The sequence below is a fragment of the Marinomonas sp. 63XJN7_9_ISO-PGPR-S23-217 genome (assembly GCF_056173515.1).
On the sequence record NZ_CM149678.1, the window covers coordinates 858,331 to 875,953 of the forward strand.

Annotated in this window: 15 protein-coding genes and 1 tRNA gene; 7 read left to right on the forward strand and 9 right to left on the reverse strand. The window is 45.1% G+C overall.

Translation table 11 applies throughout. The annotated features are described in order from the left end of the window. Nucleotides 1-42: 42 nt before the first annotated feature. Nucleotides 43-1,935, reverse strand: a complete 1,893-nt coding sequence (locus AC0VYI_RS04000; protein WP_475447479.1) for a methyl-accepting chemotaxis protein — start codon at nt 1,933-1,935, stop codon at nt 43-45. A gap of 345 nt (nt 1,936-2,280) precedes the next feature. Here AC0VYI_RS04000 and AC0VYI_RS04005 point away from each other — a divergent pair, with 345 nt between their 5' ends. After that, entirely contained in the window at nt 2,281-3,192 is a 912-nt protein-coding gene (locus AC0VYI_RS04005) for a LysR family transcriptional regulator (RefSeq protein ID WP_475447481.1), read from the forward strand. Here the strand turns inward: AC0VYI_RS04005 and AC0VYI_RS04010 are convergent. The 3 genes from AC0VYI_RS04010 to AC0VYI_RS04020 all read right to left on the reverse strand — a co-directional run bounded on the left by AC0VYI_RS04010 (nt 3,186) and on the right by AC0VYI_RS04020 (nt 6,792). After that, the gene (locus AC0VYI_RS04010) at nt 3,186-5,513 is read right to left on the reverse strand and encodes an FdhF/YdeP family oxidoreductase (RefSeq protein ID WP_475447483.1); all 2,328 of its coding nucleotides are present in this window, start codon (nt 5,511-5,513) and stop codon (nt 3,186-3,188) included. The genes AC0VYI_RS04005 and AC0VYI_RS04010 overlap by 7 nt on opposite strands. 455 nt (nt 5,514-5,968) lie before the next feature. Then, nucleotides 5,969-6,526: a LysR substrate-binding domain-containing protein gene (locus AC0VYI_RS04015; RefSeq protein WP_475447485.1), complete on the reverse strand. Its 558-nt coding sequence runs from the start codon at nt 6,524-6,526 to the stop codon at nt 5,969-5,971. A 5-nt stretch (nt 6,527-6,531) separates the two neighbouring features. Beyond that, nucleotides 6,532-6,792 (reverse strand): hypothetical protein, encoded by a 261-nt coding sequence (locus tag AC0VYI_RS04020; RefSeq protein ID WP_475449856.1) that lies wholly within the window; start codon nt 6,790-6,792, stop codon nt 6,532-6,534. Between AC0VYI_RS04020 and AC0VYI_RS04025 the strand changes: the two genes are divergently transcribed. Further along, nucleotides 6,722-7,054 (forward strand): tripartite tricarboxylate transporter substrate-binding protein, encoded by a 333-nt coding sequence (locus AC0VYI_RS04025; RefSeq protein ID WP_475449786.1) that lies wholly within the window; start codon nt 6,722-6,724, stop codon nt 7,052-7,054. The two genes, AC0VYI_RS04020 and AC0VYI_RS04025, sit on opposite strands and share 71 nt — an antisense overlap. Before the next feature lie 102 nt (nt 7,055-7,156). Here the strand turns inward: AC0VYI_RS04025 and AC0VYI_RS04030 are convergent, their stop codons facing one another. After that, on the reverse strand, nt 7,157-8,137 hold the full coding sequence (locus tag AC0VYI_RS04030) for an N-acetylmuramoyl-L-alanine amidase-like domain-containing protein (protein ID WP_475447487.1): 981 nt from the start codon (nt 8,135-8,137) through the stop codon (nt 7,157-7,159). Nucleotides 8,138-8,370: 233 nt separating this feature from the next. Here AC0VYI_RS04030 and AC0VYI_RS04035 point away from each other — a divergent pair, with 233 nt between their 5' ends. The 3 genes from AC0VYI_RS04035 (at nt 8,371) to ppnN (ending at nt 11,802) form a co-directional block, all read left to right on the forward strand. After that, nucleotides 8,371-9,036 carry a glutathione S-transferase gene (locus AC0VYI_RS04035; protein WP_199478041.1) on the forward strand — a complete coding sequence of 222 codons (666 nt, stop codon included), beginning with the start codon at nt 8,371-8,373 and terminating at the stop codon, nt 9,034-9,036. 149 nt (nt 9,037-9,185) lie between these two features. Continuing rightward, the gene (gene zapE, locus AC0VYI_RS04040) at nt 9,186-10,310 is read left to right on the forward strand and encodes a cell division protein ZapE (protein WP_475447489.1); all 1,125 of its coding nucleotides are present in this window, start codon (nt 9,186-9,188) and stop codon (nt 10,308-10,310) included. A 118-nt stretch (nt 10,311-10,428) separates the two neighbouring features. Next, nucleotides 10,429-11,802, forward strand: a complete 1,374-nt coding sequence (gene ppnN, locus AC0VYI_RS04045) for a nucleotide 5'-monophosphate nucleosidase PpnN (RefSeq protein WP_475447491.1) — start codon at nt 10,429-10,431, stop codon at nt 11,800-11,802. A gap of 86 nt (nt 11,803-11,888) precedes the next feature. On the opposite strand, the gene glsB is transcribed toward ppnN, so the two are convergent. The 4 genes from glsB to AC0VYI_RS04065 form a co-directional block, all read right to left on the reverse strand. Continuing rightward, nucleotides 11,889-12,800, reverse strand: a complete 912-nt coding sequence (glsB, locus tag AC0VYI_RS04050) for a glutaminase B (RefSeq protein WP_199478038.1) — start codon at nt 12,798-12,800, stop codon at nt 11,889-11,891. Between the two features lie 110 nt (nt 12,801-12,910). Beyond that, nucleotides 12,911-13,762: an NAD(+) diphosphatase gene (nudC, locus tag AC0VYI_RS04055; protein WP_475447492.1), complete on the reverse strand. Its 852-nt coding sequence runs from the start codon at nt 13,760-13,762 to the stop codon at nt 12,911-12,913. Between the two features lie 72 nt (nt 13,763-13,834). Beyond that, nucleotides 13,835-14,860, reverse strand: coding sequence for an L-threonine 3-dehydrogenase (gene tdh / locus AC0VYI_RS04060; RefSeq protein WP_475447494.1), 1,026 nt, complete (start codon nt 14,858-14,860; stop codon nt 13,835-13,837). Further along, entirely contained in the window at nt 14,857-16,068 is a 1,212-nt protein-coding gene (locus AC0VYI_RS04065) for a glycine C-acetyltransferase (protein ID WP_475447496.1), read from the reverse strand. The genes tdh and AC0VYI_RS04065 overlap by 4 nt, the downstream gene beginning before the upstream one ends. A 317-nt stretch (nt 16,069-16,385) precedes the next feature. On the opposite strand from AC0VYI_RS04065, the gene AC0VYI_RS04070 reads away from it, so the two are divergent. Together AC0VYI_RS04070 and AC0VYI_RS04075 are read left to right on the forward strand one after the other, a co-directional pair. Next, entirely contained in the window at nt 16,386-17,447 is a 1,062-nt protein-coding gene (locus AC0VYI_RS04070; protein WP_199478034.1) for a polysaccharide deacetylase family protein, read from the forward strand. Nucleotides 17,448-17,510: 63 nt separating this feature from the next. Beyond that, nucleotides 17,511-17,601, forward strand: a tRNA-Ser gene (locus AC0VYI_RS04075). The last annotated feature ends 22 nt before the right edge of the window (nt 17,602-17,623 follow it).

The window sequence follows — 17,623 nt, forward strand, 5'->3', positions numbered from 1 at the left end:
CATGACTGTTTAGTCTTGTGTGCTTCCATCAATGAGAGATATTTAGCGGCTTTTCTTCGTCGTGAAAACGCGAGTTTTGTTATCTAAGTTAGCGACATGGCCATGAATTTCCCGTGTGTTGCCTTCAATATTGACTATGTAGCTATTGTCGCGTTGTAACTGCTGAGCAATACGATCCATTTCCTCGCTCATATGCACGGCGGTTTTCGCAACCTCTTGAACGGATCGTGCCATATCAATAGAAGAATGGGAGCTAGTTTGAGCATTTCTTTCAATCTCTTGAATCGCCTCTTCGGCTTTTCCGCTCAATTCTTCAATGGCATGTAGGCTTTCTTGTCCACTTTCCATGGTGGCAATGGCCGATTGTGTGGAGCTTTGGATGGTGTTTACAATATCCGTAATGCTGGACGTTGCTTCAACTGTTTTTTCCGCCAAGGAGCGCACTTCATCTGCTACCACCGAGAAGCCTCGACCCGCTTCGCCTGCCCGTGCGGCTTCAATGGCGGCGTTCAGTGCGAGTAGGTTGGTTTGGTTCGCCAGATCATTGATCATGCCGATGACATTGTCGATGTCTTTAGAGAGCTTTCCGAGTTCGTTCAGCTGGACGCTCGTGTCGTTAACAATCGAAATGGTATTGGCCAAATTCGATATTGTTGACTTGATTGTATTGGCCCCTATCTTAGCGGAGTCGTAAGTATTTTTAGCCTGGGCACTGAGTTCCTCAGTGGTATTGGAAATACTGCGGATTGTGGTGGAGATTTCTTCCGTTGCAGCGGCAAGGGAGTTGGTTTGTTCGCTGACGGAGCGGTTACTGCCCGCAATGTTTTTAATGGAGTCATTGAGTTCCGTTATCATGGTCGCTACTTCTGCGGAAGTGTCAACCACCTCTCCAATGACGGAGCCAAGGCCATCGGTCATTTCATTCACCGAGCCACAAAGTGAATCAAATTCGTCATTGCGCTTTGTATTGATGGGTAATTGAGCGGTAAGATCCCCGCTTTTCACTTTGGCTAGATCTCGAATGATTTGGTTCAGGGTTGTATTCACACTGCGTCCAATGCCAAGTAGCAGTAGCCCTGATGAAACGGCGACCCCAATACTGACAATAATTAACAGCATTTCGGCTTGTTGCGAACTGGTGTCGGCTTTATCTCGGGCGTTAGAAACCGCATTTTGAAGGAATTTTGCCGCATTCAGTCTTGAGTCATTAAGCAATGTGCTGTTTTTTTCATACGCTGCTTGGAGTTGGTTGAGCTTATTATTGGCTTGATCAAAGGCATTGACGGAATTGATGTAGGCTTGGATTTGATCATTAAATCGCTCTTTTAAGCCAAAATCGTCGACACGTTTGTCGAATTTAGTAAATTTACTAAGGAAGTCGGCTTTGTGGGCTGCGGTTGGTTCAAACATAAAGTTTTTTTCCGCTTCTTTCACAGGTAAAAAATCTTGTATGAGGCTAAGAAACGACATGTCAATCGTTAGTGTCTGCTCATTGGTTGAAACATCACCTTTGATCCCCGAATCACCATTAAAACCGACCAATTTTTTTTGTTCAATCAATGCCAGTAGCGCGGTGTTGTAATCAGTAAAAGCACTTTTTACTTTGCCCAGTAAGGATTTAGTGGTAGGTGAAGAAGCGCGATTTATATCAAACGAGAGTTCAGAGGAGGCTGATTTATATTCTTTTTCTACGCCTTCTAAGAAGCCTTTGTATGAATTATCGTTGAGATTATCTATCTGCTTATACTGTTGCAGTAGTGTAATAACAAGAGAATCTAAATTTTTGTTGATACCTGTGAGGACCTCGAAACGTTGAGAGGCATTATTTTGTGTATTAATGCCATACAATGCGACAGTTGTAACAACAATAAAACCAATGATTGTAGCGGATAACAAGCAGATGAGTTTGGAGCGGAAGCTAAGATTAGCCAACATATGAGATACCTACATACATTTTATTATTTTGAGAAATGTTTTTTTTGTCTAACAAAAGGTGTCCATTTATTTCAATCGTAAGTTGTTACTCCTTATGAATCACTGCTTTAGGCTGCATTCTATGGTTAGGTATTCTCGCAAGGAAAATGGTTGATAAGTATTTGTTAAATATGGAAAAAAATAAGTAAAAGGAGCGTAAAGTATGCGTAAAATGCAGTCTTGATGGGCGAAGATCGAGGCGTTGATTCTTTGCTCTTTGTCGCGTACTGGCTGTCCTTTCCATGAATTTACTTGCTTAGCCAACGCGGTAATAATATACCTATCCTCCCCCAGCAGAGTTGACGCATGGACATTAAGCAACTGAAGTTTTTATTAGCCCTTGAGCAAACCAGACATTTTGGGAAAGCGGCTGAACTTTGTCATGTCACACAGCCGACGTTATCCATGAGAATCAGTAATTTAGAGGATGAATTGGGGTTGGAATTGGTGATCCGAGGCCACCGATTTGAAGGTTTTTCAGAACCTGGTCTGCGCATTCTGGCTTGGGCAAAAACGCTGTTAGCCACACACGATGGTTTATTGGCAGAAGCCGCAAATTGTCGAGGGAAATTGGTTGGTAATTTATCCATCGGCATGGTGCCTCTTTCCTGTTTTGATCCCACTCGTCTGCTAAAGCCTTTGTCTCAGCGTTATCCAGAACTGACCTATTTGCTCTCATCGCTTAGTTCAGAGGCAATCATCGATCAGCTGATGCGCAATCAATTGGATCTTGGCATTTGTTATATTGATGAAGTGGATCAAGGGCAGTTCGATATCATTGATCTTGGCATCACCCAAATGGGCCTTATGTATTCCGATGCGTTTTTTCAATTCGACAGTGAGGAGGTTGAGTGGGAGGAGGTGATAGAAAAGCCGCTAGGCCTTTTGGATGCGACAATGAGCTTTCGTCAATCCATCACCCATATCTTACGCAATCTGCACTTAACGGCCAATGTGATTCTTGAGAGCAACTCCAGTTACCACCTTATTCAGGCGGTGGCATCCGGATTATGTTGCACAATTATGCCGATGGAAGAAGGCATTGAAGCGTTAAGTGACAATCTTAAATTAAAGCCCATAAAAAATGGCCTTTCGCCTTCACAAATCGGGCTGATTATTCGCAAATCCGTGCCAAGATCTGCCCTTGCAGAACAGTGTTTTAAAGAGGCGACGGAACTCTTTACCCAGCAACCTCTACTTGATCACGACTCTCAGTGACTTTTGTATGAGGCAATTAGGTTATCTGGCTCAGACTTCTGTAGTTTAATGGCAATAAACTTTGAAGTTGGCGTAAAGGTACCATCGCCATAGCTTTCAAGCGGAACCAATGGATTGGTTTCTGGGTAGTAGGCCGCCGCTTGGCCGGTTGGCATGTCGTATGCCACCAATTCAAAGCCTTTTACTTTGCGTTCTACTCCATCTTCCCAAAGAGAAATCATGTCGACTTTATCGCCGGACTGAAAACCTAAGCGACGAATTTCTTCAGCATTCACAAACAGTACCTCTCGCATACCAAAGACGCCACGATAACGATCATCAAGTCCGTATAAAGTCGTGTTGTATTGATCATGAGAGCGCAGTGTCTGCAATATAAGGTCTGGCGTTTCGCCTTTGTCTGTCACGGCTTGGTTTATCAGTTGTTTTGGCAATGGGCAGGCGGCAAATTGTGCTTTGCCTGTTGGCGTACGCCACTGACGTGTTGCTGCGGCATTGCCTAAATAAAAGCCGCCAGGTTTTTGCAGATTTTTATTGAAGTCTGCAAAACCTGGAATGGTGTCTGCGATAAGGTCGCGAATTCGGCTGTAATCGGCGATCAGATCCTCCCAATCGACGGGATGGTTTCCTAAAGTGGCCTTTGCCATCCCCGCTAAAATAGCGGGTTCAGAACGCAGTTCTTTTGAGCAAGGTTTTAGTTGACCAAAAGAGATATGCACCATAGAAAAAGTGTCTTCAACGGTAATGCCTTGTTGTCCTTCTGCTTGACGGTCAATCTCAGTGCGACCTAAACATGGGAGAATCAATGCATCCTTGCCCGTAATTAAATGGGAACGATTGAGTTTGGTACTGATTTGAACGGTAAGATCGCAGTTTTTCATGGCCGCATGGGTTCGATGAGAATCGGGCGTCGCCTGGGCAAAGTTGCCACCAAGGCCAATAAAGACCTTAGCACGCTTTTCTTCCATGGCTTGAATCGCCTGAACCGCATTATGACCGTGCTGACGGGGCACCTTAAATTGAAAGCGTTGCTCAATAGCGTCTAAAAACCACTCCGGTGGTTGCTCATCGATACCCATGGTACGGTCACCTTGAACATTACTGTGGCCTCGAACAGGGGATAACCCGGCCCCAGGCTTGCCCACATTGCCACGCAATAATTGCAGGTTAACGATTTCTTGAACCGTCGGAACGGAATGCTTGTGCTGAGTAACGCCCATTGCCCAACACATAATCACGCGTTCAGCGCGGACATACATATCGGCAGCGAGCTGTATGTCGTTAATACTTAATCCAGACTGTTCGACTATATGCGCCCATGAGGTGGCATCAACCTCTGCAAGGTAGGCATCCAACCCCGTAGTATGTTGCCGAAGAAAATCATGATCAAAAATGGGGGCTTTGCCAGCCGCTTGCGCTTCTCTTTCCCATTGCAATAATAACTTCGCAATACCTCGCATGGCGGCCATATCGCCCCCCAATGCAGGTCGGAAATAGGCAGTATTGGTTGGCTCGGCGCCATTGCTTAGCATTTCAAAAGGGCGTTGTGGATGCTGAAAACGCTCCAGTCCACGTTCTTTGAGAGGGTTAAAACACACCACTTGTGCACCGCGTTCTACCGCTTCACGGAGGGGTTCCAACATACGTGGATGATTGGTTCCAGGGTTTTGTCCTATCACAAAAATAGCATCGGCCTTGGCGAAATCATCAAATACCACGGTGCCTTTGCCCACCCCAATGGTTGAACTCATGCCTTGACCACTGGCTTCGTGGCACATGTTAGAACAGTCAGGGAAGTTATTGGTGCCAAACGCGCGAACGAATAGCTGGTAAATATAAGCTGCTTCGTTGGATGCGCGGCCAGAAGTATAAAACTCCGCTTGGTTTGGCGACTCTAGGTTGTTTAGATGTTTCGCAACCAACTCAAAAGCGTCGTCCCAACTGACGGCAACATAATGATCGGTTTGCGCATCGTAACGCATCGGATGCGTGATACGGCCTTGATACTCAAGCCAATAATCGCTTTGCTTAAGAAGATCAGCGACAGAGTGCTTTGCAAAAAACTCAGGTGTCACTAAGCGACCTGTGGATTCCCAATTAACTGCTTTGGCACCATTTTCACAGAATTTCACCAGGTGGTTTTCTGGTACATCCCCCCAAGCACACCCCGGGCAATCAAAACCATGATTTTGGTTGGTTTTCAGCATGGCTCTGAGATTTTTAATCGGCTTTTTGCTGCTCACCCAAGCTTTGGTAACGCCTTTTAACGCTCCCCAACCTGCTGCAGGGCCAGAGTATTCTTTAATGTTGTCGCTGTTACTCATGCTTAACTCCAAAAGAGGTTTGATTCATTGGACAATCTCTGTACAGCGCAATGAGAAAATCATCATTTTTGAATGAAACCGCATGATTGGTAGACAGGCGAAATGAAGAATAGGCGCTGAAAAGAAGGGGCACAGAAACCGTCTTTGGGGGAAAGATAACGTATTCTTATAACCGATTCCAATCGATATTAACAACCAATTGATAAGCGGTATCTATCAAATAAATTGTATATATTTCAATCAATTAAAATAACAGAAAGCTTAGATGTGCCGTTAAGTTTTTTTGAAAATAGGACGTTACGAGGGACCACACAATAGTGGGATAAAGTGCTGCAACGAATCGTTACTGACGAGTTGAACCTTTTAAAATGCTGATCAACGTTTATTGCTAATGAATCTAAAGAGTTCGCCGCCCCTCGGGGGAGCATTTTTATCAATATATCCATCCTTTCTCTTTATTTTGAAAAAATACCATAGCTGCCGCATTGATGTGCTATGTAGTTATGTAGCTCTTCAATGATGGCTTTTCTTGGGTTATTTATACGTTGCACTATGCCGATTTTTCGAGTGAGCTGGGGTTCTCCAAAGGGCAGTTTTTGCAGGTGAGTGAGCTCTGGTTCGAGTATGGAAATATGCGGCACCACAGAGATGCCAAGGCCATTTCGCACACAGGTCATGATGGCACTGATGGTGTCCATTTCTGCTACATCATTGGTCATAACCCCTTGTTTTGAAAGCTCTGTATCGATCAGATTGGCTAACGGCACGGCGCTTTTAAAGCGAATAAAAGGCTGTGTTCTGAGCATTTCTTCGGGTGAGGTGAGCTTGGTATTTTCTGGTGTGACGATCCACAAAGGTTCGTCTAAAAAAGGCTTCCATGTGAGGTTTTGAGGAATACTGACATGCTCGGCGATCACGGCGGCATCCAAGTGTCCAGCGGCCACATCGTAAACCAAGTTCGATGAGAAACCGATGCGCAAGCTGGTTTTCAGCTCCGGATATTTGGACTTCATCTTAATCATGGCTTGGGGAGCAAGTTGATGGAGCTGGAGCGAACGGAACCGATTAATAAGGTACCAGAAATCAAATCACCTTTAAGCGAGAGCTTGGTTTCTTCTTCTAAACGCAAAATTTGCCAGGCCATGTCGACCACTTGCAGACCTTGCACGGTGAAGGTCTGTGGTCGTGTCGAACGGTCAAACAACTCGGTGCCTAGCTCTTGTTCTAATGCTGCATTAGCCGTTTTGTCTAATAAGCGATTACCGCAAGCGCCTAACATCCCAACCGCTAAAGAACTGGGTTTGAATATAGTAATGGGCTCTTACCGAGGCCTTGTTGCACCGACTAATTTGCCAGAGGCTATCCGTGTCAAATTGCAAAAAGCGTTGGATAAGATGGCTAAAGACCCTAGCTTTCGTAAGGATATGGCGGAGCGCGGCACACCAGTGGTGTATTCAAGCGGTCAGGCTTATGAGAATTTAGCAACTCAGCAAAACAAGATTGCGGGCCAAATCTGGAAAAATACACCTTGGAAGAAGTAGCCACAAAAACGCTTTATGTGTAATAGATAAGAGAACAATCCCTGTTTAGAGAAGGGCAATTTCCTAAACAGGGACGGCAACACAAAACCGTTAGAGAGCGTGCTAGACGTGGTATTTAGGCGCTAGCACATGAACATTAAAGCCTTTTAGTGTCTTACTTTCTCGGTAATAGTAATAAAGATACTGAACAAAGTTTACATCCACTATTTTGCCCTTTATCTCGCTGGCTTCGCGGAAGTAAAGTTGACCCTGTTTGCGAATGGCAAAGCCCATATGGGAAACATTCATATTGGTGCCGATGCGGTCTTTAATGGACCAGTTTGGTCTGACCATGCTGATAATACTGCCATCGGGGATGCGTTTTAACAAAGCCGTGTTCACCTTGATATGATTGGGCGCGGTTTTAACGAACAAGTCCGTTAAAGGCACATAAGGCAGGTGGACCATTTTGGTCGGCATTTTATTGCTTTCTCGTCGTAATTTCGCTAGCAGATGTTGGCGTTGTGTGATGTCAAGATCGCCATCTTGAATATTATCCAGTGTAAAATGATGGTACCAAGCGCGTTTATTGATGAGGGCACTGGCAATTTTGGTGGCTTTGCCACTGACTCGATAAGTCGCTTCAATTAACTTGCCCTTGTTATTGGGAAACCAGTCTGCACTGGGGAAATGATTGCGGGTAATAAAAGACACTTTTCCATGTTTGTAACGGATATCGACTAACTTTGCTCCGAACGACTGTTTGGAATGAGACATCACACCAGCCAGTACGGCTTCTACATAGGTCATGCAGTCGAAGGAGTGAAAGCGGTACAAAGGATTGCCCGTTTGTTTGACGGGTTTGTCTTTACCTGTGTCATTGTCCACATAAGGTAACCCCAGCAAGCTAGCACTGATGGCGTTGATGCGCTTTGTCTGTGAACGATAGTGTTTATCAACCGCTTGAAAAAAGGCCTTTTCTTGGTGAGGCTGGTGTGTGGTTGGTTGGTATCTTTGTGTTTCGTTGTTGAGGGAATGAGCTTGAACCAGAGCAGAGCTGATACTCGCCAGCGCTATTAGTATGTAGTGGAGGCTTTTTTTCATGTGCCGTATGCAGTCCTATTGGTGTGTCCGTCAATGGTGAGAGGGACAACCATAGCGCAAAGTGTTCGAATGTTGGAAAGATTTACACTTTGGGCTATGGAAGCGGTAGGTAGATGTGATATCAACCATTTTTCTTTTTAGCAATTCATCTCTTTTCTATTTTTGCTTCGTATAATATGTAATTCGCTGAGTATTGTTGTAGGCTTTATTTTTTAACGGAAGAAGGGGATTGCATGATAACGGTTCATCATTTGGAAAACTCTCGTTCACAGCGCATCGTATGGTTGCTTGAGGAATTGAAGTTAGATTATGACGTGATTGAGTACAAGCGCGATCCGGAAACCTCTGCAGCACCTGAAGCGCTTAAAAAAATTCATCCGTTAGGGAAATCCCCTGTGATTACTGATAAGGGACTTACCGTGGCGGAGTCTGGGGCGATTATTGAGTATCTGCTGGATCGTTATGACAGTGAATCTCGCCTGCGGCCAACCGAAGGGCAAGCCTTGTTAGATTACCGTTATTGGCTTCATTTCGCCGAAGGGTCGTTGATGCCCCTGTTGGTCATGAAGTTAGTGATGATGAAGATTCCCAAAAGTCCAATGCCGTTTTTTGTGAAACCTATTGCCAAAGGGGTGAGTGATAAGGTTCAGGACAAATTTATCTCTCCTCGTCTCAAAGATCAGTTGGACTTTATTGAAAAGACCTTGTCTGATCGTATTTGGTTTACGGGAGACACTTTGAGTGCCGCCGATATTCAAATGAGTTTTCCTCTGATGGCCGCCAGTACACGAACCGACTTATCTGCTTATCCTAATATTGCAGCGTTTGTTGAACGGGTGAAAGGGGAAGCCAGTTTCCAAGCGGCCATTAAAAAGAGTGGTGCTTTTACGACTTTGTAGCGAGCGTTATTGGATAATTGGGTAAACACAGCCTTAGAGATTGTTGTTTGAGTGGGTACTAAATAATGATTAGCTGATGTGGATGCTTGAACCCACATCGATTTCTAAGGGAAAATGAGGGGATATTTTTACGAGTAGCGACAATCTTAATGGTTTCACCTTTCTCATCATATAAGGCACGTTTAAGCCAGCAAGGGTTTGTTGACGATGCTACTCAACGTCAAGCGCTTATGTTACTTGACAGCTTATTTCAACAACTCACTTCCGCTTCTCAATCTGCTTCTCCTAAAGGCGTTTATATGTGGGGAGACGTGGGGCGTGGCAAAACCTTTTTGATGGATTTGTTTTTCGATTGCCTGCCTGAGGGGCTTGGGCTACGTCTGCACTTTCACCATTTTATGTCGCGTTTACATCGTGAATTGAATCTTGCTTCAGGTCAGGCAAATCCGCTAAAAGGCATTGCGAAAAGGCTTGCGAACGAATGCAAAGTGTTGTGTTTTGATGAGTTTTTTGTGTCTGATGTGGGTGACGCTATGCTGCTGAGTGGCTTGGTGGATGCCTTGTTTGAGGAGGGCGTGGTGTTGGTGGCCACGTCGAATATAGCCATTGATCATTTATTCGATACCTTACTGGATTCGGCGCGTTTTGAGCCAGTTGTCAAAAGGCTGAATAGCCAACTTCAAAGTGTCAATCTCAATGGAAAAGAAGACCATAGATTGCGTCATAAGGGCATTGATCCTGTGTATTTTGTGCAAGATACCAGTGCGTTAGAACTGGCGTTTTTCACTTTATCCAAGGGACCAATTACGGTGGAGCCTTTGAGGGTGTGCCATCGTCAGATTCCGGTTATGAAGGTGTCTCAGAATTTAGCGTGGTTTGATTTTTTTGATTTATGTGATGGCCCCCGTTCTTCACTGGATTATATCGAGTTGGCTACTCGCTTTCCTATTATGATGGTATCAGGTATTCCACCTTTGAGCAGTGAGCCCTACGAGCATATTAAAGCACGGGGCACAGAAGACAGTGCGTTGGGTTCTGGCGTGACTGGCGAGCGAGTGGTGTCCTATGGGATCAATGACGATGCGGTACGGCGCTTTATTAGTCTTGTGGATGAATGTTATGACCATCATGTAGTGCTGTATCTAAGTGCGGCTTTACCGCTTGATCAGTTATATCAAAACGGCTCGTTATTGTTCGAGTTTCGCCGAACCTACAGTCGTTTAATTGAAATGCAATCTTTGTATTATCAGTCGTTACGTAGTTCTTCACACTGATGGTGACTGGTTAGTTTATTGTTTGTGCTTGATAAAGTGCCCATCAGTGACCAATATAACTATTAAGACAACAACATAACGATTATGACAACAATACCAATAAGTAAGGAGGGCGATCATGCAGTATGAAGATCGCGTAGATGCATTAGTGGCTCCCAAAGGAGCATTAGAGATGTTATCGCAAGATGAGATCTCTCGCATGTCAGAAGATTCTGGTTCGCTTCATGAGCTATTTCGTCGTTGTGCTTTGGCGATTATGAACTGTGGTAGTGATACCGATGATGCCGAAGCCGTGATGAAGGAATTCAATGATTTTGAAATTAATATTATTCAGCAGGAGCGTGGCGTTAAGCTGGAATTAAAGAATGCGCCAGGCAGCGCATTTGTTGACGGTAAGATGATCAGTAGTGTTCGAGAAATGCTGTTTAGCGTGTTACGTGACATTATTTTTACCTACCATGAGTATCACTTAGCGTGTAATCTTGAAAATGCGAGCTCGGACAAAATTACCAACGTAGTATTTGAATTGTTACGTAATGCTAATGTGTTCCGTCGTATTCAAAGCCCAGACATGGTGGTGTGCTGGGGGGGACACTCAATTGCCCGTCATGAATACGATTACACCAAGCGCGTCGGCCATGAACTTGGCTTAAGAGAACTGAATATTTGTACGGGTTGTGGTCCTGGGGCGATGAAAGGCCCAATGAAGGGCGCGGCGATAGCTCATTCTAAACAACGTATTCACAACGGTGTTTATCTTGGGTTAACTGAACCTGGCATTATTGCCGCTGAATCCCCCAATCCGATTGTGAATCAGTTAGTGATAATGCCTGATATTGAAAAACGCTTAGAGGCGTTTGTTAGAACGGGTCACGGCATTGTTGTCTTTCCTGGTGGGGCGGGAACAGCGGAAGAGATTCTGTATATTTTAGGGATTTTATTGCATCCTAAAAATGCGGATGTCCCCTTTCCGTTGGTGTTTACTGGGCCCAAAGAAAGTGCCAACTATTTCGAGCAGATTCATGCCTTTATTGGTGATGTGCTAGGGGAGGCCGCACAACAGAAATACCGCATCATTATTGATGATGAGGTCGAAGTGGCACGTGCCATGAAACAAGGCTTGGAAGAAGTACGTCATTACCGTAAGGCACATCATGATGCGTTTTACTACAATTGGAAGTTACATATTCCTGAAGAGTTTCAGCATCCGTTCGAGCCGACTCATGAAAATATGCTGGGCTTGAATTTAAACTTTAATCAAGACACTCACTTATTGGCAGCGGATTTGCGTCGAGCTTTCTCCTCTATTGTGGCTGGTAACGTCAAAGCACAGGGAGTTGCCTACATTAAAGAGCACGGGCCGTTCCATATCCATGGGGATAAGCTGATACTCGAAAAACTGGATGCGCTGCTACAAGCGTTTGTTGCTCAGCAACGGATGAAATTACCAGGAAGTGAGTATATTCCTTGTTATAAAGTCATCACAAATTAAGCGGTGATAATGCCGTAACAGAAAAGGGCCAGATGGCCCTTTTTTCATGGGTATTGAGGATTAATAGTTATGCTTTTTGGGGGTGGTTAGCCAAAAATAGACCAGCCAATGTGATCTGATAGGGCTTCAAGGGCAGCAATGCCCGCTAAAGAATTACCGGATTTATTCAGCTCAGGTGACCACACACATACCGAAAAACGATTCGGTACGATGGCGATGATGCCGCCACCGACGCCGCTCTTACCAGGCAATCCTACACGATAAGCAAAGTTACCTGCTTCATCGTATAAGCCGCTGGTGGCAAGGAGGCTGTTTACATGTTTGGCTTCACGGGCGCTGATGACTTGTTCGCCACTATGGTGGCAATAGCCTTTATTTGCTAAGAAACTAAAGGCTTTCGCCAAATCGACGCAGTTCATACTCATGGCACAGTTATTAAAGTAATTGTGTAATACCGTTTCCACGTCGTTTTCAAAGTTACCGAAAGCTTTCATTAAATAGGCCATGGAAGCGTTGCGTGAGCGAAACTCAAACTCTGAATCGGCAACGACTTTATCGGATTTGAGTTTAGGATTCCCTGCAAGGCGACGGATGTATTCGCGCATGGCGTAGTGAGGCGAAGCAAAACGTGATTGATTCATATCGCATACCACCAGCGCGCCAGCATTGATGAAAGGATTACGTGGCACACCGCTTTCGTATTCCAGTTGTACAAGGGAGTTAAATGGATTGCCAGAGGGCTCTCGACCCACTCTCTGCCACATATCTTCGCCATAATGTTTTATCGCAAGAGTAAGGCTAAAGACTTTGGAAATACTCTGAATGGAAAAGTCGACTTTGGCTTGTCCTGCCTGAAATAATTCACCTTCATTGCTGTAGACGGCGATACCAAATTGATTCGGGTTCACATTGGCTAAGGCGGGAATATAATCGGCTACCTTTCCTGAGCCGATCAGTGGACGCACGGTTCTTTCGATGGTCTGTAATAATTCATTCAAAACAAACAAGCTCGCGATGATGATTGATTGGCGAGCTAGTATAGGGGTTTGTTATAAAAATTCTAGCTCCGAATGACAGCCCAAAAATGTTTTGTTGGCATCCGTGCCCGCTACGTGCGGCTGTTTTTTATATGAGCCACGTGTTGAGCAATAATTTGCCCTGATATCGTGACTAAGTTTGGGGTGTTGGGGAGGCTATCAATGTGCCACCATGCCGCTTCTTCTATTTCGCCTGGGGCAGGGAGAATTTCGCCTCCAGCATAGTCGGCAAAAAAGCCCACCATCATTTGATGAGGAAACGACCAAGGCTGGCTGCCAACATAGCGTATGTTGGTGACTTCAATGCCGACTTCTTCTCGCACTTCTCGGGCGACAGCCTGTTCTAAGGTTTCGCCAGCCTCGACAAATCCTGCGATATTACTGAATCTGCCTTTGGGCATGTGTGGGCCACGGGCTAAGAGCAGATGCTCGCCGTTTCGCACCGAAACAATAATACAAGGGGAAATTCGGGGGTAATGACGGAGATTACACTTTGGGCAAATTTTGGTGTGTTCTGTCGAGTGTTTGTTGTTCATGGGGGTGCCACAGCGCCCACAGAATTGATGATCCCTATCCCAAGTAGATAGCTGATGGGCACGGCTTAACAGTAAATAGTTAGCTTCGTCCTGCATAAACAGTAGTTCGCGTAGATCTATTTCCGTAAAACCTTTTGGGCGGTTTTCGAAGCGGCATACAAAGACATCTTGATTGGTTGCCTCTTGCTTCTCTGGGTTGCTTTGATCATTGCCTTGTGGATTCCATTGTCCGCAATAGATGGCCCGCATACTGCTATCAGGCTGGAAGTGGTCAAAGGGGACCAAAAATTGATGATTCTGTTCAATCAATACTTGGTTTTTAAACAACAAAATATACAGCGCATCTTGATGAGGTGAAGGGTGCGCATGGGTACCGATTTCTAACATGAGAAAACTCTAGTTGCGTCTGAAAAGTTTAAACTAACGCGAAGTTCGTAATGACGCAACTAAAGTGGGGAGTTAGCACCAATTTAAAATGACTTTTCCGGATTGGCCAGATGCCATAGCATCAAATCCCTGCTGGAACTCTTCTACACTGTATTGGTGGGTAATAATTGGGCTTAGGTCTAGTCCAGATTGCAACATGGCAACCATTTTGTACCAAGTTTCATACATTTCCCGTCCATAGATACCTTTGAGAACCAAACCTTTAAAAATGATTTGGTTCCAATCGACGTTTGTGTCTTTGCTGGGAATGCCCAGCATGGCCACCTTGCCACCATGGTTCATGCATTCAAGGAGGGATTGGAAAGCCATCCCATTACCTGACATTTCCAGACCAACATCGAATCCTTCTTGCATGCCTAGCTCGATCATAACGTCGCGTAGGGATTCTTGTGCCACGTTGACTATTCGGGTGGCGCCCATTTTTCGGGCAAGCTCAAGGCGATAATCATTGACATCGGTAATGACAACATTACGGGCACCAGAGTGTTTGGCGATGGCGGCGGCCATGGCACCAATGGGGCCAGCACCAGTGATCAGCACATCTTCTCCCACCAAATCGAAGGAAAGGGCCGTGTGTGTCGCATTACCAAAGGGGTCAAAAATGGCAGCGAGATCGTCACTGATGTTGTTAGGAATCTTAAAGGCATTACTGGCTGGAATGGCTAAATATTCAGCGAAAGCCCCAGTGCGATTGACACCTACGCCTTGTGTCTGGCGACATAAGTGACGACGTCCTGCGCGGCAATTGCGGCATTGTCCACACGTAATATGGCCTTCTCCAGAGACACGATCACCGATAGTAAAGCCTGTTACCTCCTCGCCAATTTGTGCAATTTCACCAACAAACTCATGGCCGACAGTCATCGGCACTGGGATGGTTTTTTGTGCCCAATCATCCCAGTGATAAATATGCATATCCGTTCCACAAATGGCTGTTTTACGGATTTTGATGATGACGTCATTGTGACCACATTCTGGATAGTCCTCTTCTGACATCCAGATGCCTTGTTTAGCCTGTGTTTTGGCGAGTACTTTCATTGCTTGGGTCCTTCAATAATATGTAAATCACGACCAATTTTGGCAAAGGCGTCAATGGCGTGATCTAACTGTTCCTTGGTCAAGGAAGCCGACATTTGTGTACGAATTCTGGCTTTACCCATTGGGACAACTGGGTAAGAAAAGCCTGTCACGTAGATGCCTTCTTTATAAAGCGCGTTTGCCATTTGTGTGGCGAGCTTCGCATCACCGAGAATAACAGGAATTATGGGATGGTCACCTGGAATTAACGTAAATCCCAAATTTCCCATTTTTTTGCGAAAATAAGCACTGTTATCTTTAAGGCGTTGGCGAGCAGCTTGGCCCTTCTTAAGGGATTCCAGAATGGTTAAGGTGGTTGCCGTGATAATGGGCGACAATGAATTGGAGAAAAGGTAAGGGCGTGACCGTTGGCGCAACCACTCTACAATGGGTTTAGAAGCACTTGTGTAGCCGCCAGACGCACCACCAAGGGCTTTGCCTAGTGTCCCGGTAATAATGTCGACACGACCCATAACATCGCAATATTCGTGGCTTCCTCGTCCATTTCCCCCTAAAAAGCCAACTGCGTGCGAGTCATCAACCATGACTAAGGCATCGTATTTATCAGCAAGGTCGCAGATGGCTGGTAAATTGGCAATGATACCATCCATTGAGAAAACCCCATCGGTGACGATCAGTTTCGTTTGGGCACCATCCTTATCCGCCTGCTGTAAATTAGCTTCTAGCTCTTGCATATTGTTATTGGCATAACGGTAGCGTTTGGCCTTACACAGGCGAATACCATCGATGATGCTCGCGTGATTGAGCGCGTCGCTGATGACGGCGTCGTCTTTATTAAGCAAGGTTTCAAAAAGACCACCGTTTGCATCAAAACAGGAAGAGTACAAAATGGTGTCTTCCATTTGTAAAAAGTCGCTTAGGCTTTTTTCCAATTCTTCATGGATATTTTGTGTGCCACAGATAAAGCGAACAGAAGCCATACCGTAACCAAAATCGTCAAGGGCTTGGTGGGCGGCTTGAGTGACCATCTCATCGTTGGCTAATCCTAGGTAGTTGTTCGCGCATAAATTAATCAGTGGTTTGTTGTCTTTCGTGGTGATTTCACTGGCTTGTGGTGTAATCAGTGCGCGTTCTTCTTTATAGAGTCCATCGTTTTTAAGGGATTCAAGTTGTTCGCTAAGGTGTTGGTAAAAAACGGTCTTGCTCATGGTTCACCTCGTTTATAGTGTGCTTTTGGCATCAAAATCACTCGGCTAACGCCATCCCATTGCTAGCAACAGATGACCAATACAGATTGATCATCGCTGTATCACAATAAGCTGCTTTGGCTTGATTGGCCTTGTTTGCGAGCGGCAGGATAAGAATACCAAGGGGTTTATGGTATCTGCTCTTTTGAGTGTAGTAGGGATAGTTGGGGTAAAACAGAGGCAGTGACCGTGCAAAGTAGGCATAACAGTTTCTGTGGCTGGCTTTTTAAAGAACTCCTCGCGTAAAATAAGCGCAAATTTTAATCAAAGAGGTGTTCATGTTGTTTAGCATTCGGTGCGGTGTTCTTATTGGTGGTGTAGTAATGAGCCTTACTGCAAGCGCGCAAGATTATTTACCCATTCTTCAATATCATCATGTTTCTGATTCAACACCTGCCTCCACGTCTTTATCTCCTAAACAGTTTGCCAAACAGATGGCCTATCTAAAAAGTGCGGGCTTTCAAGTGGTCGATCTGAAAACGGCTTTGGATAAGATTAAGGCGCACGAGAGTTTACCGAGCAAAGCGGTTGCGATTACCTTTGATGATGGTTACCGTGACATTTACGAACAGGGTTTTCCCATTTTGAAGCAATATGGTTACCCCTTTACGGTATTTGTTAATTCTGAGCCGCTAAAGCAAAAGAATCCGCATTTTCTGACATGGGATATTATGAAGGAAATGGAGAAGTCGGGGGCGGTGTTTGCCAATCATACGGTTAGTCATCCTTATATGGCCCGTAAGGAAGAAGGGGAATCTGACGCTGCGTGGCACGCACGTATGGAGAAGGAAGTAGCAGGTGTGGAAACGGCCTTAATCAAGCATCTAGGTCACTCACCTAAAATGTTGGCTTATCCTTATGGTGAATCAAATCACCTGTTACGTACGATGATGAAAGAGAAGGGCTTTATAGCCTTTGGGCAACAGTCTGGAGTGGTCAGCGCGGATTCTGATTTTGAAGATTTACCTCGTTTTCCTGCATCAGGACGTTTTGCCACGTTATCGACATTAAAGCTAAAGCTTAACGCAATGCCGATGCCTCTATTAAAAGAGGAGAGTGGTGATTATGCGGACGACAACCCTGTGTCGCTTCGTTTGACCTTTAAGCCAGGCAAGTATCGTTTAAAAGATTTGGCGTGTTATGTATCCGGTCAGGGTAAGGCGAATTTGGATTGGGTATCAAAAGACGAGGTCGTGGTAACCGCCACTAAGCCATTTGGTGTCGGCCGTGGACGTATTAATTGCACCATGCCGAACGATTCGGCTAAGCAGTATTACTGGTATTCCAATGTTTGGATTCGTCCAGGAAAGGACCAGCACTATATTATTGAAAAAAGTTAATCTTTTTTTAAAAAAAAGGTTGCACTGAATTTTGAAATCCGTAATATACACCTCGCTCGCAACGGAGGGGTGGCAGAGCGGTTTAATGCACCGGTCTTGAAAACCGGCGTAGGTTAGTAGCCTACCGAGAGTTCGAATCTCTCCTCCTCCGCCATCTTATATAAGGTGTATGTTGC

Excerpts from the sequence above, each read along its gene's own strand:
- ppnN (WP_475447491.1), top strand. The coding sequence starts at position 10,429 with ATGCAGTATGAAGATCGCGTAGATGCATTAGTGGCTCCCAAAGGAGCA.
- AC0VYI_RS04030 (WP_475447487.1), bottom strand. The coding sequence starts at position 8,137 with ATGAAAAAAAGCCTCCACTACATACTAATAGCGCTGGCGAGTATCAGC.
- AC0VYI_RS04065 (WP_475447496.1), bottom strand. The coding sequence starts at position 16,068 with ATGAGCAAGACCGTTTTTTACCAACACCTTAGCGAACAACTTGAATCC.
- AC0VYI_RS04005 (WP_475447481.1), top strand. The coding sequence starts at position 2,281 with ATGGACATTAAGCAACTGAAGTTTTTATTAGCCCTTGAGCAAACCAGA.
- zapE (WP_475447489.1), top strand. The coding sequence starts at position 9,186 with ATGGTTTCACCTTTCTCATCATATAAGGCACGTTTAAGCCAGCAAGGG.
- AC0VYI_RS04070 (WP_199478034.1), top strand. The coding sequence starts at position 16,386 with ATGTTGTTTAGCATTCGGTGCGGTGTTCTTATTGGTGGTGTAGTAATG.
- AC0VYI_RS04015 (WP_475447485.1), bottom strand. The coding sequence starts at position 6,526 with ATGAAGTCCAAATATCCGGAGCTGAAAACCAGCTTGCGCATCGGTTTC.
- AC0VYI_RS04035 (WP_199478041.1), top strand. The coding sequence starts at position 8,371 with ATGATAACGGTTCATCATTTGGAAAACTCTCGTTCACAGCGCATCGTA.
- AC0VYI_RS04000 (WP_475447479.1), bottom strand. The coding sequence starts at position 1,935 with ATGTTGGCTAATCTTAGCTTCCGCTCCAAACTCATCTGCTTGTTATCC.
- AC0VYI_RS04010 (WP_475447483.1), bottom strand. The coding sequence starts at position 5,513 with ATGAGTAACAGCGACAACATTAAAGAATACTCTGGCCCTGCAGCAGGT.
- nudC (WP_475447492.1), bottom strand. The coding sequence starts at position 13,762 with ATGTTAGAAATCGGTACCCATGCGCACCCTTCACCTCATCAAGATGCG.
- tdh (WP_475447494.1), bottom strand. The coding sequence starts at position 14,860 with ATGAAAGTACTCGCCAAAACACAGGCTAAACAAGGCATCTGGATGTCA.
- AC0VYI_RS04020 (WP_475449856.1), bottom strand. The coding sequence starts at position 6,792 with ATGTTAGGCGCTTGCGGTAATCGCTTATTAGACAAAACGGCTAATGCA.